21 protein-coding genes are annotated in these 20,220 nt (G+C 66.3%); 8 read left to right on the top strand and 13 right to left on the bottom strand.

Annotated features, from left to right (window positions below):
* Positions 1-21 precede the first annotated feature (21 nt).
* The 3 genes from pcaG to pcaQ form a co-directional block, all read right to left on the bottom strand.
* Positions 22-633 carry a protocatechuate 3,4-dioxygenase subunit alpha gene (gene pcaG, locus APT59_RS02480; protein ID WP_059313397.1) on the bottom strand — a complete coding sequence of 204 codons (612 nt, stop codon included), beginning with the start codon at positions 631-633 and terminating at the stop codon, positions 22-24.
* Positions 634-644: 11 nt separating this feature from the next.
* Entirely contained in the window at positions 645-1,370 is a 726-nt protein-coding gene (gene pcaH, locus APT59_RS02475; protein ID WP_059313396.1) for a protocatechuate 3,4-dioxygenase subunit beta, read from the bottom strand.
* 100 nt (positions 1,371-1,470) lie between these two features.
* Entirely contained in the window at positions 1,471-2,394 is a 924-nt protein-coding gene (pcaQ, locus tag APT59_RS02470; RefSeq protein ID WP_059313395.1) for a pca operon transcription factor PcaQ, read from the bottom strand.
* Positions 2,395-2,510: 116 nt separating this feature from the next.
* Here pcaQ and APT59_RS02465 point away from each other — a divergent pair, with 116 nt between their 5' ends.
* The 5 genes from APT59_RS02465 (at position 2,511) to APT59_RS02445 (ending at position 5,699) form a co-directional block, all read left to right on the top strand.
* Positions 2,511-3,203 carry a TetR family transcriptional regulator gene (locus APT59_RS02465; RefSeq protein WP_059313394.1) on the top strand — a complete coding sequence of 231 codons (693 nt, stop codon included), beginning with the start codon at positions 2,511-2,513 and terminating at the stop codon, positions 3,201-3,203.
* A 97-nt stretch (positions 3,204-3,300) separates the two neighbouring features.
* Positions 3,301-3,801 carry an urease accessory protein UreE gene (gene ureE, locus APT59_RS02460; RefSeq protein ID WP_059313393.1) on the top strand — a complete coding sequence of 167 codons (501 nt, stop codon included), beginning with the start codon at positions 3,301-3,303 and terminating at the stop codon, positions 3,799-3,801.
* Positions 3,798-4,469 carry an urease accessory protein UreF gene (locus tag APT59_RS02455; protein ID WP_059313392.1) on the top strand — a complete coding sequence of 224 codons (672 nt, stop codon included), beginning with the start codon at positions 3,798-3,800 and terminating at the stop codon, positions 4,467-4,469. Before ureE ends, APT59_RS02455 begins: the two co-directional genes overlap by 4 nt.
* Before the next feature lie 11 nt (positions 4,470-4,480).
* On the top strand, positions 4,481-5,095 hold the full coding sequence (gene ureG, locus APT59_RS02450; RefSeq protein WP_059313391.1) for an urease accessory protein UreG: 615 nt from the start codon (positions 4,481-4,483) through the stop codon (positions 5,093-5,095).
* 31 nt (positions 5,096-5,126) lie between these two features.
* Complete coding sequence (locus tag APT59_RS02445) at positions 5,127-5,699, top strand: HupE/UreJ family protein (protein WP_059313390.1); 573 nt, start codon at positions 5,127-5,129, stop codon at positions 5,697-5,699.
* A gap of 4 nt (positions 5,700-5,703) precedes the next feature.
* Here the strand turns inward: APT59_RS02445 and APT59_RS02440 are convergent, their stop codons facing one another.
* Together APT59_RS02440 and APT59_RS02435 are read right to left on the bottom strand one after the other, a co-directional pair.
* Positions 5,704-6,960, bottom strand: a complete 1,257-nt coding sequence (locus tag APT59_RS02440) for a hypothetical protein (RefSeq protein ID WP_059313389.1) — start codon at positions 6,958-6,960, stop codon at positions 5,704-5,706.
* Positions 6,961-6,970: 10 nt separating this feature from the next.
* Complete coding sequence (locus APT59_RS02435) at positions 6,971-8,596, bottom strand: ArnT family glycosyltransferase (RefSeq protein WP_167348552.1); 1,626 nt, start codon at positions 8,594-8,596, stop codon at positions 6,971-6,973.
* A gap of 258 nt (positions 8,597-8,854) precedes the next feature.
* Here APT59_RS02435 and APT59_RS02430 point away from each other — a divergent pair, with 258 nt between their 5' ends.
* The 3 genes from APT59_RS02430 (at position 8,855) to APT59_RS02420 (ending at position 10,702) form a co-directional block, all read left to right on the top strand.
* A complete protein-coding gene (locus APT59_RS02430; RefSeq protein WP_059313387.1) occupies positions 8,855-9,382 on the top strand; it encodes a DUF3455 domain-containing protein in 528 nt (175 codons plus the stop codon).
* 85 nt (positions 9,383-9,467) lie between these two features.
* Positions 9,468-9,995: a sigma-70 family RNA polymerase sigma factor gene (locus APT59_RS02425; RefSeq protein ID WP_059313386.1), complete on the top strand. Its 528-nt coding sequence runs from the start codon at positions 9,468-9,470 to the stop codon at positions 9,993-9,995.
* On the top strand, positions 9,992-10,702 hold the full coding sequence (locus APT59_RS02420; RefSeq protein ID WP_059313385.1) for an anti-sigma factor: 711 nt from the start codon (positions 9,992-9,994) through the stop codon (positions 10,700-10,702). Before APT59_RS02425 ends, APT59_RS02420 begins: the two co-directional genes overlap by 4 nt.
* Positions 10,703-10,711: 9 nt before the next feature.
* On the opposite strand, the gene APT59_RS02415 is transcribed toward APT59_RS02420, so the two are convergent.
* The 8 genes from APT59_RS02415 to APT59_RS02380 form a co-directional block, all read right to left on the bottom strand.
* Entirely contained in the window at positions 10,712-11,470 is a 759-nt protein-coding gene (locus APT59_RS02415) for an SDR family oxidoreductase (protein ID WP_059313384.1), read from the bottom strand.
* A 251-nt stretch (positions 11,471-11,721) separates the two neighbouring features.
* A complete protein-coding gene (locus APT59_RS02410) occupies positions 11,722-13,443 on the bottom strand; it encodes an aconitase X (protein WP_059313383.1) in 1,722 nt (573 codons plus the stop codon).
* Between the two features lie 2 nt (positions 13,444-13,445).
* Positions 13,446-14,162 carry an ABC transporter ATP-binding protein gene (locus APT59_RS02405; protein ID WP_059313382.1) on the bottom strand — a complete coding sequence of 239 codons (717 nt, stop codon included), beginning with the start codon at positions 14,160-14,162 and terminating at the stop codon, positions 13,446-13,448.
* The gene (locus tag APT59_RS02400) at positions 14,159-15,034 is read right to left on the bottom strand and encodes an ABC transporter ATP-binding protein (protein ID WP_059313381.1); all 876 of its coding nucleotides are present in this window, start codon (positions 15,032-15,034) and stop codon (positions 14,159-14,161) included. Before APT59_RS02400 ends, APT59_RS02405 begins: the two co-directional genes overlap by 4 nt.
* Positions 15,031-16,311: a high-affinity branched-chain amino acid ABC transporter permease LivM gene (livM, locus tag APT59_RS02395; protein WP_059313380.1), complete on the bottom strand. Its 1,281-nt coding sequence runs from the start codon at positions 16,309-16,311 to the stop codon at positions 15,031-15,033. Before livM ends, APT59_RS02400 begins: the two co-directional genes overlap by 4 nt.
* 4 nt (positions 16,312-16,315) lie before the next feature.
* Entirely contained in the window at positions 16,316-17,230 is a 915-nt protein-coding gene (locus APT59_RS02390) for an ABC transporter permease subunit (protein WP_059313379.1), read from the bottom strand.
* A 96-nt stretch (positions 17,231-17,326) separates the two neighbouring features.
* Positions 17,327-18,448, bottom strand: coding sequence for a branched-chain amino acid ABC transporter substrate-binding protein (locus APT59_RS02385; protein ID WP_059313378.1), 1,122 nt, complete (start codon positions 18,446-18,448; stop codon positions 17,327-17,329).
* A gap of 484 nt (positions 18,449-18,932) precedes the next feature.
* Positions 18,933-20,210, bottom strand: a complete 1,278-nt coding sequence (locus APT59_RS02380; protein ID WP_059313377.1) for an NAD(P)/FAD-dependent oxidoreductase — start codon at positions 20,208-20,210, stop codon at positions 18,933-18,935.
* Positions 20,211-20,220 lie beyond the last annotated feature (10 nt).

Below are 20,220 nucleotides of genomic sequence, written 5' to 3'. Positions count from 1 at the left end.
AGGGCTTTTTCTGTCTGCACGCTAGATATCGAAGAAGACGGTTTCCTGCGGACCCTGCAAGTGGATGTCGAAGCGATAGGCCAAGCGGCCATCGATCTCGCAACGGCGCGCCAGCAGGGTAGCCCGGCGCTCTGGCTCCGGCAGGTTGTAGACCGGGCAGCGGGCATTGGCCTCGGCTTCGTCGTCGAAGTAGAGCCGGGTCTGCAGGTGGATGTTGATGCCGCGCGCGAACAGGGTGACGTTGATGTGCGGGGCCATGGGCTGGCCGCGCTGGTCGGCGACTTGGCCAGGTTTGATGGTATGGAGCGTCCAGTCGCCGGCGTCGAAGGTGGTGGCGGTGCGGCCGAAGCCGTTGAAGGCCTTCTCGACGTCGTAGACCGGGTCGTACTGCCCCTCATGATCGGCCTGCCAGAACTCCAGAAAGGAGTCACGCACCAGGTTGCCGTTGCCGTCGAACACCTGGCCGGTGAGCAGGATGTGCTCGCCAGGGGCGCCGGGCTTGACCAATTCGTTCCAGATCTCGACGTCGCGAGTAGGGATACCGGCGGCCGCCAGGGCCAGGCCGATATGCACATAGGGGCCGGCGGTCTGGGAGGGCGTTTCCGGCAGCAGAGCTTGATAGTTGGGCGTCATCTCGCACGTCCTCAGTGATGTTCGAAGAACGTCTGCCGCGCGCCGCGGGTGACGATGTCGAAACGGTAGGCCAGGCAATCCATGGGGTTGGCCATGCTCATGTCCAGGCGGGCGATGAGGGTCTGCACGGCGTCAGGATCGGCGATGGACTTGACGATGGGGCACAGCGGGATCAGCGGATCGCCCTCGAAGTACAGCTGGGTGATCAGCCGGGTGGCGATGGCCGGACCCATGACCGAGACGTGGATGTGCGCCGGGCGCCAGTCGTTGCTGCCGTTGCGCCAGGGATAGGGACCGGGGCGGACGGTGCGGAAGACGTAGTTGCCCTGGCTGTTGGTGCGGGTGCGGCCAACGCCACCGAAGTTGGGGTCCAGGGGTGCCAGGTAGACGTCGTTCTTGTGCCGATAGCGGCCACCGGCATTGGCCTGCCAGATCTCCACCAGGGAATTGGGCACCGGCTTGCCGAACTGGTCGCGCAGGGTACCGAACAGCACGATACGCTCGCCCTGGGGCAATTGGCCGGTGCCGAAGTTGAGCAGCAGGTCGTTGTCATGCGGCCCCAGGGGCAACCGCGAGAAGTCCGGGCCGGTGCGCTCCGACGCCGTCTGATGTTGCAGGCTCACCAGCGCCTGGCGCGGCGAGCGCGGAATCGAGGATTTGTAGGCGGGTGTATAGGCCTGGGGATGCCAGGTGCGATCACGGGCGACGTAGCGTACGTCGTGGGGCTTGTTATGCATTGGAATGCTCCACGGAAGGATCGGGGCCAGGAACTGGCTGAGCCCAGTGTGGACCACTGGGCTATCCGGCTGAATTGAAAGCTGCGCCTCCCCACATAACCTATGGGTTATGGGTCAGCTCACCCGCAACCTCACGCAAGACATCACAGAATCTCTGGGTAGCCAGGGACATGGACTGGCTGCCGTTGCGGCAGATGCCCACCGAGCCACCGGCTTCACGAACCCCGAGCTGCACCTCGACCAGCTCGCCGGTGGCCAGGTCGCGACGCACCGCATCCAGCGGGGCGACCCACAGGGCATCGCTCTGGCGGACATACTGGCGGCTCAGCGTCGGCGACAGCGTTTCCAGCCGCTGGGGGCTGAGCGGGATGCCGCACTGCACGAAGAGACTCTCGGCGTGGCGGCGGATGGTGGTGCCGGGCAGTGGCAACACCAGGGGATAGCGCGCCAGGGTCGCGAGGTCCGCCGGCAGGGCCTGGCTCAGCGGATGCCCCGGACGGACCACCAGGGTCAGGGCCTCGGTATAGAGGTGCTCGAAATCCAGGCCGTGGATGTCGGGGCTGTCGGTCATGCGGCCGACCACCAGATCCAGATCGCCGACCCGCAGCTGGCCCAACAGGTAGGCGCTGGGTCCGGTGGCGACATTGACGATGAGTTGCCGATGGCGAGCGTGCAAGCGTGCCAGGACCTCGGGCAGGACCTGGCTTTCCACCGTCGACAGGACCCCGACCCGCACCAGGCCGCCGGCCTCGCCGCCGCGCACCAGCTGCATCCCCTCGCGTAGCGCCTGGACGCAGGGACCGGCATGGCGCAGGAACAGCAGACCCGCCTCGGTCGGCACCACCTCGCCCTTGCCACGCTCGAACAGGCGCACCTCGAGGATCTCCTCGAGTTCGCGCATGGTCTTGGAAATGGCCGGCTGGGACACGGCGATGGCATCGGCCGCCTTGGCGAAGCTGCGCTGCTGGGCGATCTCCAGAAAGCACAGCAGATGCCGGAACTTGATACGGTTGTCGAGATTCATGGTGCACTCATGGCAAGACTCGGGCCAGAGACTACCACCCGGCGGTCGGCCAAAAGCCTTGCAGTCAGCAAGGGCATCCTTTGCTACAGTGCCGCCTCGCCTTCTGGATAGCTCCCATGTCGATTCGTGCCCAGCAGAAGCTGCAAACGCGCCAGGCGCTGCTGGAGTCGGCGCGCCTGCTGATGAACAGCGGCCGCGGCTTCGGCAGCCTCAGCCTGCGCGAGGTGAGTCGCCAGGCCGGTATCGTCCCGGCGGGGTTCTATCGCCATTTCGCCGACATGGAAGCCTTTGGCCTGGCACTGGTGGCCGAAGTGGGCGACACCTTTCGCGCGGCCCTGCGCCAGGTGCGGCATCACGAACTGCAGCAGCGCGGCATGATCGAGGCCTCGGTGGAGATCTTTCTCCGTGCGGTGGGCGACAACCGCGACCAGTTCCTCTTTCTCGCCCGCGAACAATACGGCGGCTCCCTGGCGGTGCGCCAGGCGATCGCCGACCTGCGTCAACGCATCACCCAGGACCTGGCCCGCGACCTGCTCGCCCTGGGCCGTCTACCGCACCTGACGCCGTCGCAGATCGACGTCCTGGCCGATCTGGTGGTGAAGACGGTGTTCGCCACCCTGCCGGAGCTGATCGATCCGCCACCCGCTGCCACGCCGCGTCATCTGTGGCCGGCGGCAAAGATGGTGCAGCAGCTCAAGCTGATCCTGATCGGCAGCAAGCACTGGCGGCGTACCGAGCGCACTGACGCCCCAAAGGAGGGCATCGGTCTGCTGGCCAGCGCCATGGCGCACCAAATCGGCGCAACTTGAGTACGCTGGCCACGTCGAGTGCCCCAGAACCAGGCGAATCAACGGGTTTGGCAGGCCACTTGCTGTAGAGCTGGGCAAAACTGCCAAGAGCCCTGCCATGCTGGTCGTTCACCACCGTTGCGCCCCCCGGGACACCTGGGACGCCGAACTGCACCTCACCTACGACGCTCGCAGCAAGAGTCGCCTGAGAGCCATGACCAGCGCCGGCGAAGACGTCGGCCTGTTTCTTGAGCGCGGGCAACCGCCGCTGGCCGATGGCGACTGTCTGGAAGCCCGCGACGGCCGCATCGTGCGGGTTGTCGCACGCCCGGAAAAGCTGCTGCACGTGACCTGCGCCAGCGCCTTCGAGCTGACTCGCGCCGCCTATCATCTGGGCAATCGTCATGTGGCCTTGCAGATCGGCGATGGCTGGCTGCGGCTGCTGGACGATTATGTGCTCAAGGCCATGCTGGAACAGCTGGGTGCCCAGGTCAGCGAGATCGAGGCCGGCTTCCAGCCCGAGCATGGCGCCTACGGTGGCGGTCATCACCACTCGCGCCATGGCGAAGAGGGCTTCAACTACGCACCCAAGCTGCACCATTTCGGCGTGCGTACGTGAATCCGCCCTTCGCCCTGTTGCGCCTGGCCAGCCCTCAGCTACCCATCGGCGGCTACAGCTACTCCCAGGGCCTGGAGTTGGCCATCGACAGCGGCCTGATCCGCACCGCGGCGGAGGCCGAGGTCTGGCTGCACGACAGCCTCGAACTCAACCTGGCACGCTTCGAGGCACCCCTGCTGCTGGCCCACTGCGAAGCCGCGGCTGCGGCGGACTGGACGAGGCTGAGCGAGCTGGCCGACCGGCACCGCGCCAGTCGCGAGACCGCGGAATTCCAGCTGGAAAGCCGCCAGACCGGCTATTCCCTGGGGCAGCTGCTGCTCGGCCTGCCGGAGCTGGATGATGCCAGTCGGCGCCTGCTGAGCGAGTTGCCACCGACCTTCGCCTTGGGCTGGGCGCTGACCGCCCGTGCCTGGGCAATCACGCCCCAGGCCGCCCTGGAAGCCTGGCTGTGGACCTGGCTGGAAAACCAGCTGGCGGTGCTGATGAAGACCCTGCCGCTGGGCCAGCAAGCCGCCCAACGCCTCACCTCCCTGCTGCTGCCGACCCTGGCCACCGCGACCGAGCAGGCTACCGCCTTGCCCGAAGCGGCCTGGGGCGGCGCCCCCTTCGGCCTTGCCCTCAGCAGCATGGCCCACGAGCGGCAGTACAGCCGCCTGTTCCGTTCCTAGGAGATCCTCTGATGACTACCCAACCCCTGCGCGTCGGTATCGGCGGACCGGTCGGCTCCGGAAAGACCGCCCTCACCCTGGCCCTCTGCCGCGCCCTGCGCGAGCGCTACAACCTGGCGGTGGTGACCAACGACATCTACACCCGCGAGGATGCCGACTTCCTGGTGCGCAACGAGGCCCTGGCGCCCGAGCGCATCCTCGGCGTGGAAACCGGCGGCTGTCCGCACACCGCCATCCGCGAAGACGCTTCCATCAACCTGGAAGCGGTCGACCAGCTCAACCGGCGCTTTCCCGGGCTGGATCTGATCTTGGTGGAGTCCGGGGGCGACAACCTCTCCGCCACCTTCAGCCCGGAGCTGTCGGACCTCACGCTCTATGTCATCGACGTCTCGGCCGGCGACAAGCTGCCGCGCAAGGGCGGCCCCGGCATCTGCAAGTCGGATCTGCTGGTGATCAACAAGATCGACCTGGCCGAACAGGTCGGTGCCTCCCTGGAAGTGATGGATCGCGATACCCGCAAGATGCGCGGCGACAAGCCCTTCGTCTTCAGCAACCAGAAGACCGGCCTGGGCCTTGAGGACATCATTGCCTTCATCGAGAAACAGGGTCTGCTGACCGCTGCCTGAACCCAGGATTTCACCCCTCCAAGGAGCTCCCATGAGACACGCCAAGATCCTCGCCACCGCCGCCCTGCTGCTCGCACCGGCCTTGGCCTTCGCTCACCCCGGGCACGCTGAGAACGGCCTGGCCGCCGGGGTGCTGCATCCCCTGACCGGTCTCGACCACCTGCTGGCCATGCTCGCCGTAGGTCTCTGGGCCGCCCAGCAGCAGGGCAAGGCGCGCCTGGCGCTGCCCTGCACCTTTGTCGGCACCATGCTGATCGGTGGCCTGCTGGGCTTCACTGGCCTGGAGATTCCCTTCATGGAGACCGGCATCGCCGCCTCGGTGCTGGCCCTGGGACTGCTAGTGGCGCTGGCCGCCCGGCCGCCGGTCGCCGCCGCCGTTGGCCTGACCGCCGCCTTCGCCCTCTTCCACGGCGTGGCCCACGGCCTGGAATTGCCGGAGATGGGCAATCCCTGGGCCTACGCCCTGGGCTTCGTCACCGCGACCGCCGCCCTGCATGGCCTGGGCTATGCCGTGGTGCGCTACCTGCCCCAGGCCGCCGCGCCGCTGGTACGACTCGCCGGCATCGCCACCGCCGTGGCCGGTGGCTGGCTGCTCGCCGCCTGATCCGTCAGGCGATCCCCAACTGCTGGCGCAGCCGCGCCAGCACGCCCTCTTCCGCCACCGCCGGCATCTGCGCGGTATAACCGCCAAAGCCGGCGAAGCGCGTGGCGAAGTCCACCTCCAGCACGAATCTGTTATCGAACTGCGGCGAGGCCAGGGGCGCCAGGACCTCGGCAGAGTAGGTATCGCGTGGATCGCTGCCCAGACGCACGGGCAGGTCGCCGCTCTGCTGGCGATAGGCGACCCAGGGCGAATAGGTGAAGGCCTCCAGCCGCCCGCGCGCCAGATCCAGCTCCAGCAGCCGCAGCAGGCCGTTGCCGCCCGCGTATTCGGTCTGATAGTTGATCAGCAGCAGATCCACCGGATGGCCGAAGTCGTTGGCCAGCCGCAGATGACCGCTGCCGTGGTTGTGGCCGTTGAGGGTGAGGAAGATCTGGTCGTTGCGACGGATCAAGCGGTTCCACAGTCGCACCCCGGTGTCGTTGCGGCGGGTGGAGAGCACCGCCTGACCGTTCACTAGGTCGATGATGTTGTGCGACGTGAGGATGGTCGGCAGGTGCGGATAGCGATCCAGCACCCCCTGGGCCCAGTCCAGGCTCTGCTCCGAGGGGCACCAGTCCAGCGTCAGCAACAGAAAGCCCTGGCCGAGCGCCGAGAAGCGATGGGCCTCGTTGAGGCCGGTGACATCGCGTTCGAGAAAGGTGGCCTGACGCGCCGCCCGCTCGCGGCCGAAATACTGGGTGAAGAGCTCGCGAGCGTCGCGCAGGCGATCCTCGGTGTATAGCTCGACGACATCGTGATCCCCGGTCATGACGCTGTAGGGCACCCCGGCCCTTTCCAGACGTGCCATGGCGTGGCTGGCCAGCAGCCATTCGCCACGCTGCTCGGCGTTTTCCACCAGGTCGCCCAGGTGCACCACGAACGGCAGGTTCAGCGCTGCGGCGTTGTGCGCCAGCCAATGGGTCTGGGCATGAAAAGCCAGTGCCGGCGAATAGCCCAGGTGACCATAACGCTCTATGCGCCGGCCGTTGGGCTGCATCTCGTGGTTGTTCTCGCTGTAGTACTGAGTATCGGGCAGCACGCCCAGGACAAAACTGGTACGCGACGGCAATGGCCTGAGCGGCGTGAAGCTGTGGCGCTCGAACCAGTGGGCGCGGTGCTCTGGCAGGCCATAGCGCTGGGTCGGCTTGCACGCGGCCAATAGCGGCAGACCGGCCAGCGCCAGGCACAGCCGGCGACGATGAAAATCGGGCGAATCGGTCATCACAGCGGCCTCAGGGCAGGTAGTAGGCCTGCCAGCGATTGTCGTTGAAGCGGCCTTCCAGCACCGGTCGGCGGCTGGCCAGCGGAGTACCCGCCAGGGCCGCCTGGCTGTCGGCGTCGAGCAGCACATAGGCGGGGCGCTCAACCTGGGCCAGCTGCCCGGGTTGGCCGATGTCGATGAAGGTCGGCAGGGGCGCGTCGTAGTCGAGGTTCATCAGGTAACGGAAGGCCTTGGTGTCCTGCCCAAGGCCAAAGAACACCAGCTGGCCCGGCTCCCCCTGGCGCAGACTCTCCAGACGCGTGACGAAGGCGCGGGTGTCGTAGCGCAGCGCCTGCATCGGATCCAGCGCCAGAACGATCAGCAGCCATTGCGCCAGCGCCGCCGCGGCGAGCGGCATGCCCAGGCGGAAGGCACCCCGTTCACGCCAGGCGGCGACCAGGGCGAGCAGCGCCAGAATGCCGAAGGCGCCGAGCAGCAGCCGCATGTCCAGCGGCGGCCACCAACCCGCGGCCTGGAGCCGGGGTTGCTGCAGCTTGACCAGCACTCCGAGCAGCACTGGGAAAACCACCAGCAGCGGCAGGAACAGGCGCCGTACCCAGGCCAGGGCACCCTGTCCCTGCAGCAGCACCCAGGCGCCGAGGGCGGCGCAGGCCGGAATGGCCGGCAGGATGTAATAGGGTTTCTTGAAGGTGGGTATCGACAGGGCCACCACGATCAGCACGGCGAAGCCGGCCAGCTGGATCAGCAGGCGGCTGTCCGCCTGCGCATGGCGCAGCCGCCAGTGACGCCTCAGCGTCGGCAGGGCGAACAGCGCCAGGGGAAAGGCCGGCGCATAGCGATAGAGGCCCAGCTGCAGGAAGTACCACCAGGGATAGCCGGCGCCGTCGGTATCGTCCAGCCGCCCGGAGACCTGCATGCGGATCACGTCTTCGACGAACACCGTGCCGCCGGTACGCCAGGCCAGCCCCAGCAGTACCGCGCTGCACAGCGCCAGCACCAGGGCCCCGACCAGACCATAGCCAAGGCTGCGCCGCCAGTCGCCCTGCAACAGCCAGTAGAGACAGACTACCCCGCAGGGCTCGATCAACCCCAACGGACCGCGTACCGCGAAGCCTGCCGTCATGCAGCAGAAAACCAAGACGCGCCGCCGCGGCAGGCCGCGCTGATCAGCGCTCCACAGCAGATAGAAACACCCCAGCGCGGCCAGGGTGACGAACTGGTCCAGGCAGATGGAGCGGGCCTTGGCCAGAAAGCCATTGATCAGCAGCACCAGTACCGCCAGCAGGCCCCAGGCGCGGGACCGCTCGGCCAGCAGGCGATAGAGCAGACCGACGATGGCCGCCGAGGCCAGCGCGGTGGGAATCACCGTGGCCAGGCGATTGACCTCGCCGAACAGCTGGGCGAAGACGTCGATCAGCAGCGTCGAGGTGGCGGGATAATCCGGATAGGGCTGACCATAGCTGGTCGGAAAGGCACTCGCGCCATGACGGAACATCTCCTGCGCGAACAGCGCGAAGCGGCCGTCGAAGCCGATGAAGGGCTGCTCCCACAGACCCAGGGTGAACAGCAGCACCGCCAGCAGGCACAGCGCCAGGCTTTCGAGGCGCAGACGCGCCGGGCTCGGGATGGACGACACGCGGCAGGACTCCGGCAGGCAGGGAAGGACGGGCTCGCGACCCGGCGCCACTATCGCCGAACAACCTTAGGGATCGCTGAAACCAGGCTGACGGCAGGCTGACAGGAACCCCAGAACAGAGCGGTTCGGTTAGGAGGCGGTCGCGACTATGCCGATGAATTGAAGATTTTTCATGACAGCTGCATCCAAAGCGCCGGCTGCCGGGTATAGCACCTACAGTCCAACCGACTGTGCCCCCTCTCAATCCGGAGCAAGCGCATGAACAACACCTCCAGCCGTTGCAGCATCCTGGTCCTGACCGCCCTGCTGAGCACCCCGCTGCTGGCCCAGGGCGAGTTGCCCGAGGCCGTCCGCGTGCCCGCCGGCAACAGCCTGATGCTGGAAACCGTGGGCAAGGGCACCATCGTCTACGAATGCCGCGACAAGAAGGACATGCCCGGCCAGACCGAGTGGTTCTTTGTCGGCCCCAAGGCCGACCTGCATGATCGCCAGGGCAAGCAGGTGGGGCGCTACTACGGTCCGCCGGCCACCTGGGAAGCCGCCGACGGCTCCAAGGTGGTCGGCAAGCAACTGGCCATCGCTCCCGCCGGCGCCGGCAACCTGCCCTATCAGCTGGTGGAGGCCGCGCCCGCCGAGGGCAAGGGCGCCTTCCAGGGCACCACCTACATCCAGCGCACCGCGCTTAAGGGTGGCGTCGCGCCGGCCAAGGCCTGCACCTCGGCCAACAAGGGCGAACAGCAGACCGTGAACTACCAGGCCGACTATCTGTTCTGGAAGAAGGGCTGAGGTCCAGGGGACAGCCAGGAGCGGATCGGCTAGGCTCGGCTGATCCGGTCGCCACCCTGGCGTCCCCAGCCTGGCGCGCACCCTCGTGACCGAACGTTCCCCTGATCCAGCCGTCCTGCTCGCCGCCTGTGCCCAGGGAGAGCGTGCCGCCCTGCAGCGGCTCTACCAGAACGAGGCGCCGCTGTTGCTGGGTATCGTCCTGCGCCTGGTGCGCGATCGCGGGCTGGCCGAAGACATCCTCCACGACGCCTTTCTGCGCATCTGGCGCGGCGCCGCCAGTTTCGCCCCGGAGCGCGGTTCGGCCCGCGGCTGGATGTGCAGCGTGGCCCGCAACCTGGCGCTCAACGCCTTGCGTGATCGGCAGCGCCTGGTGCCCCTGGGGGATGACTGGGAACCCCTGGCCGAGTCTGCCGATCCGGCGCGAGAAGCCGACGGCAGCCGCCTGGAGGGCTGCCTGCAGAACCTGGAAGCGCCGCGGCGGGAGGCCATCCTGGCCGCCTACCTGGACGGCTGCTCCCATGGCGAGATCGCCCAGCGCCTGCAGGCACCCCTAGGCACGGTGAAGAGCTGGATCACGCGTGGTCTCAAGGCGCTCAGGGAGTGCATGACATGAACAGCGACACCACCCTGCCCCCGGACGAAGAACGCGAACGCCTGGCCGGCGAATACGTGCTCGGTACCCTGGACGCCGAAGAGCGTCGTCGCGTGGAGCTTGCGCTGGCGACGGACGCCCTGCTGGCCGCCGCCGTGGCGCGCTGGGAGGCGCGCCTGCAGCCGCTGGCCGAGCGGGTGCCACCCGTCGAGCCCGGCGCGAATCTGTGGCCGCGCATCGAGCGCAGTCTGCGTGAGGCCGACACCCGGGTCGTCATCCGGCGCGAGTCGCTGTGGCAACGGCTGGCGCTCTGGCAGGGTCTGAGTGCGGCAGGGCTGGCCGCCAGCCTGGTGCTCGCGGTGCTGCTACTGCTGCGCCCGGTACCCACGCCAAGCTACTTGGTGGTGCTGGCGGCGCCCAGCGATCGCACGCCCGGCTGGGTGATCCAGACTGCCAGCGCCCATGACCTGCAGCTGATTCCGCTGGGGCGCGATGCCGTGCCGAGCGGCAAGACCCTGCAATTTTGGACCAAGGCCGATGCCTGGCAGAGCCCGGTATCTCTGGGTCTGGTGCAGCCTGGGCGTACTCTGCAGGTACCGCTGGACCGGCTGCCGCCGCTGGAAGCCAACCAGTTGTTCGAACTCACCCTGGAAGACCAGGGCGGCTCGCCCACCGGCCGACCCACCGGGCCGATCCAGTTCATCGGCCGGGCAGTGAAGGTGCTCTAGCGAGCGCCCTTAACTCTGGCGGTGGATGTTGAAGTTGTTGAACGCCTGGCAGGTCGCCATCAACTGGATGCGGTTGATGTTGACGTGCCTGGGCTGGTTCAGCGCCCAGTGGATGGATTCGGCGATGTCATCGGGCGTCAGCGGTTCGGTGCCCGCATAGACGGCATCGGCCTTGGCTTTGTCACCCCCAAAACGCACCACCGAGAATTCGCTTTCCGACAGGCCCGGCTCAATGTTGGTCACCCGTACCCCAGTGCCCAGCAGGTCCGATCTCAGGCTCAGGCTGAACTGCTTGAGGAAGGCCTTGGTGGCGCCATAGACGTGGCTGCCCGGATAGGGATAGTCGCCCGCGACCGAGCCCAGGTTGACGATGCCGGCGCCGGCGCCATGGGCGATCAGCCGCGGCAGCAACAGGCGGGTGCAATAGAGCATGCCCTTGATGTTGGTATCGACCATGGTGTCCCAGTCGTCCAGGTCGCAGCTCTGCGCCGGAGTGTTGCCCAGCGCCAGACCGGCATTGTTGACCAGGGCGCGCAGCTGGTTGAATTCCTCGGGCAGGCCGGCGACCGCGGCTTCCACGGCGGCGCGATCCTGGACGTCCAGCACCAGCGGCAGCACCTTGGCCTGACCGGACAATTCCTCGGCCAGGGCGTGCAGGCGATCCTCGCGGCGGCCGGTGATGACGATCGACCAGCCGTCCTTGGCGAAGCGGCGAGCGGTGGCGGCGCCGAAACCGGAGGTGGCACCGGTAATGAAGATCGAAGACATGAAAGATTCCTTCTGCGAGGGGATTTTGGCCGAGGCTCACGATAGCTCAGTGACATTGGTCAGGCGAATACCCAGATCGGACGGAATCCGACCGATCAGCCATAACGCCTTGGTAGCCAACAGCTTTTTGTGCACTGGCGATTTTTTGAGCAGTTCCTGCCGGGCCAGGCACCCTGGGCCTCGCGACCGGCTATGCCAAGCTTATCCACAGGACGATCCACGGATTTCCTGCACAGAACTCGGCCCCGTGGCTAGGTGGATAAGTCCACCGGCGCGAGCCAGTCGGGTGGTCCTGGCGGTGCCAGGCCCGTGCAGGCCGCCTCCACACAGGCAGCCAGGCCGGCGAAGCGCAGCTCGCGGCCGGTGAGGCCCGGACCGTAGTGGGCGAACTTGCCGGAGTTGGTCAGCAGGGTGCGGGCATGAGGCGGTACCAGGGGTTCGCCGAGCATGCACCAGCAGGTATCGCCCACCAGTTGGGCACCAAAGACCTCCAGCTGGGCCAGGGCACCACTGCGCTCGGCGGCGGCGCGCACCTCGCGACCCAGGGTGATGACCAGGGCCACCTGGGGATGCCGGTGCCGGCCGCGGCAGAGATCGGCCAGCTGCTGGCATTCTTCGGCGGAAAAATGGGGGTTGCCCAAGGCCACCAACTGCACCTCGCGCGTGGAGACACTATCCAGCTCGGCCCAGGCCTGGCGCAAGTCAGCCGGGCCTATGTCTTCGATTTCCAGTTCAGGCGCGGCCACTGCAGCCAGGATCGGCGCCTCGGGCGTCACCCCGACCAGGTGGAACAGCGGTGCTGCCGAGGTGGTGGCGAAGGCGGCGCCAAAGGCCTTGAGATCGTCGCGACTGGGCCGGGCGTCTTCCAGACCCAGCACCGCGGGGATCCCGGTGGGTGAGCGCAGGCCGATCCAGTAACCGAGCAGCGGATAGAAGGCGTCGTCATGGCCCGCGGGTACGCTGACCCGGAACACCCTGGCCGCGCGGCGACCGCTGTCCAGGTGGCAGCCGGCCAGCGGCGCCCGCCCGGTCAGGGCGGTGCAGATATCGAGGAAGTCGGCGTACTTCTGGGTGCGCGCGCCCAGCACGCTGTTGGCGAAGACCACGGCGTTGGATTCGGCCCAGACCACCTGCTCGCCCAACACAGGGGCACTGTCCAGCAGATAAGGCGCGCAGGTAAAGGTGGGACGGCAGCCCAGGGCTACATAGGCCTCGGCCAGGGCACTGGCCGGCTCGCCCAGCGCCGGGTCGACGCCCTGCTCACGCCAACGACGCTGGTCCACGGACACCGCATTGAGACTGGTGGGCACCCGCACCCGACCGTCCCACTCCACCAGCCGCTGGGCAAAGGCCAGACTGGCCGGGCCGGTGTAGATACAGCCGTCGATATGCGCCTGGGTAATGTCGAGCAGTTCGCGGGCGCCCTGCAGCTGCGCCATGCGTACCAGGATCTTCATGGCCGCCTGGATGGCCTTGCCCTGGGCGCCATCCAGCATCGCCTGGTCGGTCACGCTCAGCTGGAGCTCGGCGATGTCAGGCGGTTCCATTTCGGCAAAGTGGCTATCCGGCGCTCCGACCCAGCCATCGGCTACCGCGATCTCCTCCTGCTCGGCCAGGGCCGCGAAGGCCTTGGCGCCCAGGCTGACCACCGGCAGGGAACAGCCGAACAATTCCTCCGCGACGATGGCGCCCAGGCTGAGGATCTCGTCCGGCTCGGCCAGCAACAGCGCCGCCGGCCCCTTCCCCGCCAGCAGCAGCTCCAGGAGCACGGCGCTGCCGGTACAGGAGCCCCGTCCGCTGGGGATGGCCAGGATGCGGCCGGCCAGCTCCAGACCTTGCAGGGGATGGTGGCGATCGATCACCCGGCCGCTGGCCGGATCGACGCCACCCCAGAAACTCAGACCCAGGGGCGCCCAGGCCAGGCGTCCCCGGGCCTGGCCCGCGACCAGAGCGCGACCGCGGACCGCGTCCACCGCTAGTGGCCGCCCAGATAGGCTTCGCGCACCTGGGGATTGGCCAGCAACTCCTGGCCGCTGCCGGTCATGCGGATTTCGCCCGTGACCATCACATAGGCGCGGTCGGACAGGCGCAGGGCATGGTTGGCGTTCTGCTCCACCAGGAAGATGGTCATGCCGCTCTTCGCCAGCTCGCGCAGGATCTGGAAGATCTGCTTCACCACGATGGGCGCCAGGCCCAGGCTGGGTTCGTCGAGCAAGAGCAGCTTGGGACGCGCCATCAGCGCCCGGGCGATGGCCAGCATCTGCTGCTCGCCCCCGGACATGGTCATGGCGCGCTGGTTACGACGCTCCTTGAGGCGCGGGAAGAGCTCGAACATGCGCTGCATGTCCTCGTCCACCCAGCGGGTGCCGATGGGAATGGTGCCCATCAGCAGATTCTCCTCTACCGTCATGTCGGGGAACACGTGGCGCCCCTCCGGCGATTGGGCGATACCGTTGGAGGCCACGTAGTGGGCGTTCTTGCGGGTGATGTCCTCGCCGCGATAGAGGATCTGCCCGTTGCGCGCCTGGGGTTGGCTGAAGATGGACATCAGCAGGGTGGACTTGCCGGCACCGTTGGAGCCGATCAGGCTCACCGTCTCGCCTTCGTTGATGGACAGAGAGACGCTCTTCAGGGCCTGGATCGGCCCGTAGAAGACGTCGACGTTGCGAAATTCCAGGATCGGCGTGGTCATGCCACCTCCTCTTCTTCGGCGCCGAGGTAGGCGGCGATGACCTTGGGATCGTTGCGGATATCGGCCGGCAGGCCGCGGGCGATGACCTGGCCATGGTCCAGTACCACGATGTGGTCGGAGATGTTCATCACCATGCCCATGTCATGCTCGATCAGCACCACGGTGATGCGGTGCTGGTCGCGCAACAGGCGGATCATCCCGGCCAGGGCCTCGGTCTCGGCCGGGTTGAGGCCGGCGGCCGGCTCGTCCAGGCAGACGATCTCCGGGCGGGTGCACATGGCCCGGGCGATTTCCAGGCGACGCTGCTGGCCGTAGGAGAGTTCGCCGGCCAGGCGGTTGGCGTGGTCCACCAGGTCCACCACCTCCAGCCAGTAGAAGGCCGTGTCCAGCGCCTTTTCTTCGGCGCGGCGATAGCCGGGGGTATTGAGGATGCCGGTGATGAGATTGCGGTTGCACTGCATGTGCTGCGCCACCAGCAGGTTCTCCACCACCGACATTTCCTTGAACAGGCGGATGTTCTGGAAGGTGCGGGCGAGACCGGCGCGATTCACCAGGTGGGTGCCGCCGAACATCTTGTACCAGAGCCGGCTGCCGAACTGCACCGGATTGACGAAGTCGGCCGCCTGGAAGCGTTCGCCCATGATCTTGCCGACGCGGGTCGAGCGACCATCGGCGGTGTCCAGGCGGATTTCGCCATCGGTGGCCTTGTAGAAGCCGGTCAGGCAGTTGAACACCGTGGTCTTGCCGGCCCCGTTGGGGCCGATCAGCGCGGTAATGGACTGGCGTTTGATCTCGAAGGACACGTCCGAAAGCGCCTTGATGCCCCCGAATCTCATGCCCAGACCGTTGACGGTCAGAATGTTATCGCTCACGGCGCCACTCCCTTGCGAATCGCGAAGCCACTGCGGGCGATACGGATCAGGCCGCGCGGCCGCCACATCATCATCACCACCATGAGCACGCCGAATACCAGCATGCGGATGTCGCCGAATTCGCGCAGCAGCTCGAACAGCAGGGTCATGACGAAAGCCGAGACCACCACGCCGACGGTGGAGCCCAAGCCGCCCAGCACCACGATGGCCAGTACCAGCACCGACTCGAAGAAGTTGAACGAAGCCGGGTTGATGAAGCCCTGGTAGGTGGCGAAGAACACGCCAGCGAGGCCCGCGGTGGACGCACCGATCATGAACGCCGAGAGCTTGACCAGCACATGGTTCAGACCCATGGCGCGGCAGGCGATCTCGTCCTCGCGCAGGGCTTCCCAGGCGCGACCGACCGGCATACGGGTCAGGCGGTGCTTGATGTAGAGCACCAGCAGCACCACCAGGAACAGCACGGTATAGATGAAGATCATCGTCGCGTTGGGGTTGTAGCTGATGCCCAGCAGCTCATGGATGGGCACCCCGCCCTCCTTCGCCCGGCGCCCGAACTCGATGCCGAAGAAGGTCGGCGAGGGCGCGGCGATGCCGTTGGGGCCCTTGGTCACTTCCAGCCAGTTGTTGAGCACCAGCCGGATGATCTCGCCGAAGCCAAGGGTGACGATGGCCAGGTAGTCCCCATGCATGCGCAAGACCGGGAATCCCAGTATCGCCCCTGCCACCGCGGCCAGCACCGCTGCAAGCGGCAGCATGGTCCAGAAGCCCAGACCCAGGTACTGGTAACCCAGCGCCAGGCCATAGGCGCCGATGGCATAGAAGCCGACGTAACCCAGGTCGAGCAGCCCCGCCAGCCCCACCACGATGTTCAGGCCCAGGCCCAGCAGCACGTAGATGAGGCAGAGGATGATCACCGTCAGCCAGTACTTGGTAGCCAGGAAGGGAAAGGCGATGGCCAACAGGATGATGATGGGCAGGATGAACCTGAGGTTGGACTTGTGCCCCGGCGGCAGCACATGGACGCCGCCGTCGTTGCGTTTGAAGGACTCGATCCAGTCACGGCCCTTGGCGGTCTGGCTGAACAGGCTGAGCAGGAAGCGACCGGCCATGACCACCGCGACCATGATGCCGACACGCCCGGGCTGGACATTGTAGCCATAGCCGTCGAGAACGATGCCGACGATGGGGCCGAACAGGATCAGCGAGACCAGGCCGACCATTAGGGTGTCGCGCAGTACGACCTTGAGATCGAAGGAGGAAGACGTCTGACTCATGGATTCACACCTTCGTGACCTGGGGTTTGCCGAGCAGCCCCTGGGGCCTAAAGATCAGGATCGCCACCAGCAGCGAGAAGCTGAAGACGTCCTTGTAGTCCGAGTTCACCAGGCTGGCGAACTGGGCTTCGGAGATGCCGAGGATGATGCCGCCGAGCATGGCACCGGGCAGTGAGCCGATGCCGCCGAGCACCGCCGCGGTAAAGGCCTTGATACCGATGATGAAGCCGGCATAGAAGTCGAAGGTGCCGTAGTTGAGGGTGATGAGTACCCCGGCCAGTGCCGCCATGGCCGCGCCGATGATGAAGACGTAGGAGATCACCCGATCGGTGTTGATGCCGAGGATCTGCGCCATCTTGCGATCCTGCTGAGTGGCCCGGCACATGCGGCCCAGGGTGGTCTTCTGGATCACGTAGGTGAGCAGGCCCATGCCGATGATGGAGGCCACGATGATGAAGATCTTGGTGTAGGTGATGATCACGAAGCCATCACCGATATGCAGGCGCAGGGCGCCGTCGAGCAGCGTCGGTACGCCCTGCTGGCGCGCGCCCTGGGCGAGCTGCACGTAGTTCTGCAGGATCAGCGACATACCGATGGCCGAGATCAGCGGCGCCAGCCGTGTGGAGTTGCGCAGCGGCTTGTAGGCGATGCGCTCGATGGCCCAGCCGTACACGGAGGTGACCACCACGGTGAAGATCAGGGTGCCAAGGATCAGCACGGGGAAGGAATGCAGGCCGAACACGCTCAGCAGGGCGATGCCGATGGCGGCGAGATAGGCCGACACCATGTATACGTCGCCGTGGGCGAAGTTGATCATGCCGATGATGCCATAGACCATGGTGTAGCCGATGGCGATGAGTCCGTAGACCGAGCCCAGGGTCAGGCCGTTGACCAGTTGTTGCAGGAAAATACCGTCCACGTTTGCAGTCTCGCGCTGGATGGATGACGAGGGCCGCCAGCCACCGCCTCGTCCTGGGGCGGAGACGAGAGGGCGGCCGGCGGGTTCACGCGAGGATCAGGGCAGTTGGTTGTACTTGCCCTTGTCGTCCCATTCGTACATCACGTAGTCGGAGACCTTGAGGTCACCCTTGCTGTCCCAGCTCTTCTCACCCAGCACGGTGTTGACGCTGTGGGCCTTCAGCCACTCGGCGGCCTTGGTGCCATCGGTGCCCTTGATGCCGTTGAAGGCAGCGGCCACCGCCTGCAGCGAGGCGTAGGAATAGAGGGTGTAGCCCTCGGGCTCGTAACCGGACTTGCGCAGCGTTTCCACTACGGTCTTGCCAGCCGGATTCTTCAGCGGATCGGCACCGAAGGTCATCAGCACGCCCTTGGTGTACTGGGGACCACCGGCGGTGGTGACCAGATCCAGGGAAACGATGCCGTCGCCGGAAACGAACTTGGCGGTCACACCCTGCTCACGCATCTGGCGGACCAGCGGACCGGCCTCGGGGTGCAGACCGCCGAAGTAGACCACGTCGGCGCCCGAGGCGCGGATCTTGGTGACCAGGGAGTTGAAGTCCTTCTCGCCGCGAGTCAGACCCTCGTAGAGCACCTCTTTCACGCCGCGCTTGTTGAGTTGCGCCTTGGTCGCGTCGGCCAGGCCCTGACCGTAGGTGTCCTTGTCGTGGATGATGGCGACCTTCTTGGCCTTGAGGGTATCGACGATGTAGTCGCCGGCCACGATGCCCTGCTGGTCGTCACGCCCGCACATGCGGAACACACCCGTCAGGCCACGCTCGGTGATCTTGGGGTTGGTGGACGCCGGGGTGATGGAAATGATGCCGGCTTCGTCGTAGATCTCCGAGGCAGGCATGGTGTTGGAGGAGCAGAAGTGGCCGATCACGGCCTTGACCTTCTCGGAGTCCACCAGGCGGTTGGCCACGGCCACGGCCTGCTTGGGCTCGCAGGCGTCGTCGCCCTGCACCAGCTTGATCTTCTCGCCATTGATGCCACCGGCGGCATTGATGTCCTCCGCCGCCTGGGTAGCGCCCTTCCAGAACTGCTCGCCGTAGGCGGCACTGGCCCCGGTATAGGGACCCGCGACACCGATCACGATGTCGGCATGCGCCAGGGAGGAGAGAGTGAACGCAGAACCGATAGCGAGAGCCAGAATGCCTTTTCTGTAAATCTTCGACATGGGAGGTTTGCTCCAGAGGGTGGTTGGCTCTCTCGCCAGAGCAAAGCCTATGCCATCACTCAGCTGTGTCCCTAGCGCAAAGGCCATTTGCCGGTACGACAGGGAGCGAAATGTCCTGGCCTGCCACGGCGAGGGCCGCAACCAGTGGACCCGTCGCCGTTTTAGACTTTCGTCTTAGTCAGGATATTGGTCGGGATAAAGACCTCCAGCGGTAGCAGTAGAACGGGTAAAAGGCAGAGGTTTGTTACCAGATAGCAACCCGGTTGCACCTGTTTCGCACCAAAACGTAACATCGCCCCCATCCTGCGCCACCAAAGTAACCATGGTCTGTTTCGGGCGTAACGAGGCGGATCAATCGGTTTCGGCTGGTGGCTAGATCAACGAAACAGCAAAAGAAAAACGGCCGACTTGCACAGGTTGGGATGCGCAAATCGGCCGCTTGAGGGGCCCGACCAGAGCGGTTGCCGGGCGGGCTGCAAGGTCTTTAGAGCACCACGCGCAGACACTGCCCCGCGTGATAGAGGGTAAAGCCGGCCTCGTACATCAGGCTGCGCCACTGTCCTACCGGGTTGGAATCCAGCGAAGCCAGCGGCATGGGCAGGTCCTGCCGATCGCCACTGCACAGATAGCGGGCAAAGGCCTGCCCCACCACCGTGCCCGTGGTAACTCCGCGACCGTTGTAGCCGGTCACCGCGAGCAACCCCGGTGCCGGCTCGAACAGCCGCATCAGGTGATCGGGGGTGAAACCGATCTGGCCCGTCCAGGTGCACTCCCATTCCACCCGCCCGAGCGAGGGGAAATAGTGCCGCTGGATGCGGTCGGCCCAGGCGCGGATGAAACCGGCCGGGCGTCCCGCCATGTTGCCGAGACTACCCAGGAGCAGGCGGCCATCGGCATCGCGCCGGATGCTGCTGAGCACCGTGCGGGTATCCCAGGAGCCACGCCCCTGAGGCAGGATGAAGTCCGCTTCCGCCCCGAGAGGCTGGGACGCCACCTGATAGTAGTAGCCAGGAAAGAACTGCTTGCGCAGACGGGTCCATTCGCCTTCGGTGTAGGCGTTGGAAGCGATCACCACCTGGTCGGCGGTAACCCGCCCCTGGGAGGTTTCCACCTGCCAGCGATCACCCACGCGCTGCAGACGCTGCACCGCGCTCTGCTCGAACAGTTCGCCGCCCTCCTGGCGCAGCGCCCTGGCCAGTCCCAGGGCGTAGCCCATGGGCACCAGGGTACCGGCGCGGTGATCGAGCAGGGCCCCGCTGATATCGCGCGTGCCGCAGGCGCTGTAGCAGGCCTCGCCTTCCAGTAACTCGACCCGCGCACCGCGCCGTTGCCATTGCTCGGCACGTTGACCCAGATCGGCCAGGCCCTTGGCGCTGTGCGCCATGTGCAGGGTGCCGGCGCGGCGTGGCTGGCAGTCGATGCCATAGCGCTCGATGAGACCGAACACCTGACTCGGCGCATCGCCCATCACCCCCAGCAAGCGCTCCCCAACCTCCTGTCCCAGGGTCGCCACCGCCTCGTCCGGCGGGATCCACATGCCGGCATTGACCAGCCCGACATTGCGCCCGGAGCCGCCATGGCCGACGCCATGGGCCTCCAGTACCACCACCCGCCGCCCGGCCTGGGCCAGGTGCAGCCCGGTGGACAGGCCGGTGTAGCCACCGCCGATGACGCAGACCTCGGTGTCACGCTCGCCCTGCAGCGGGGCTCCGGGCATCGCCGGATACAGCCGCTCCCACAGGCACTCCTCACGCAACTGCATTCTCGGCGCT

This window comes from Pseudomonas oryzihabitans, assembly GCF_001518815.1.
GTDB lineage: Bacteria > Pseudomonadota > Gammaproteobacteria > Pseudomonadales > Pseudomonadaceae > Chryseomonas > Chryseomonas oryzihabitans_E.
The sequence above is the reverse complement of the archived record's forward strand: the minus strand, read 5'-3'. Positions and strand labels throughout refer to the sequence as shown.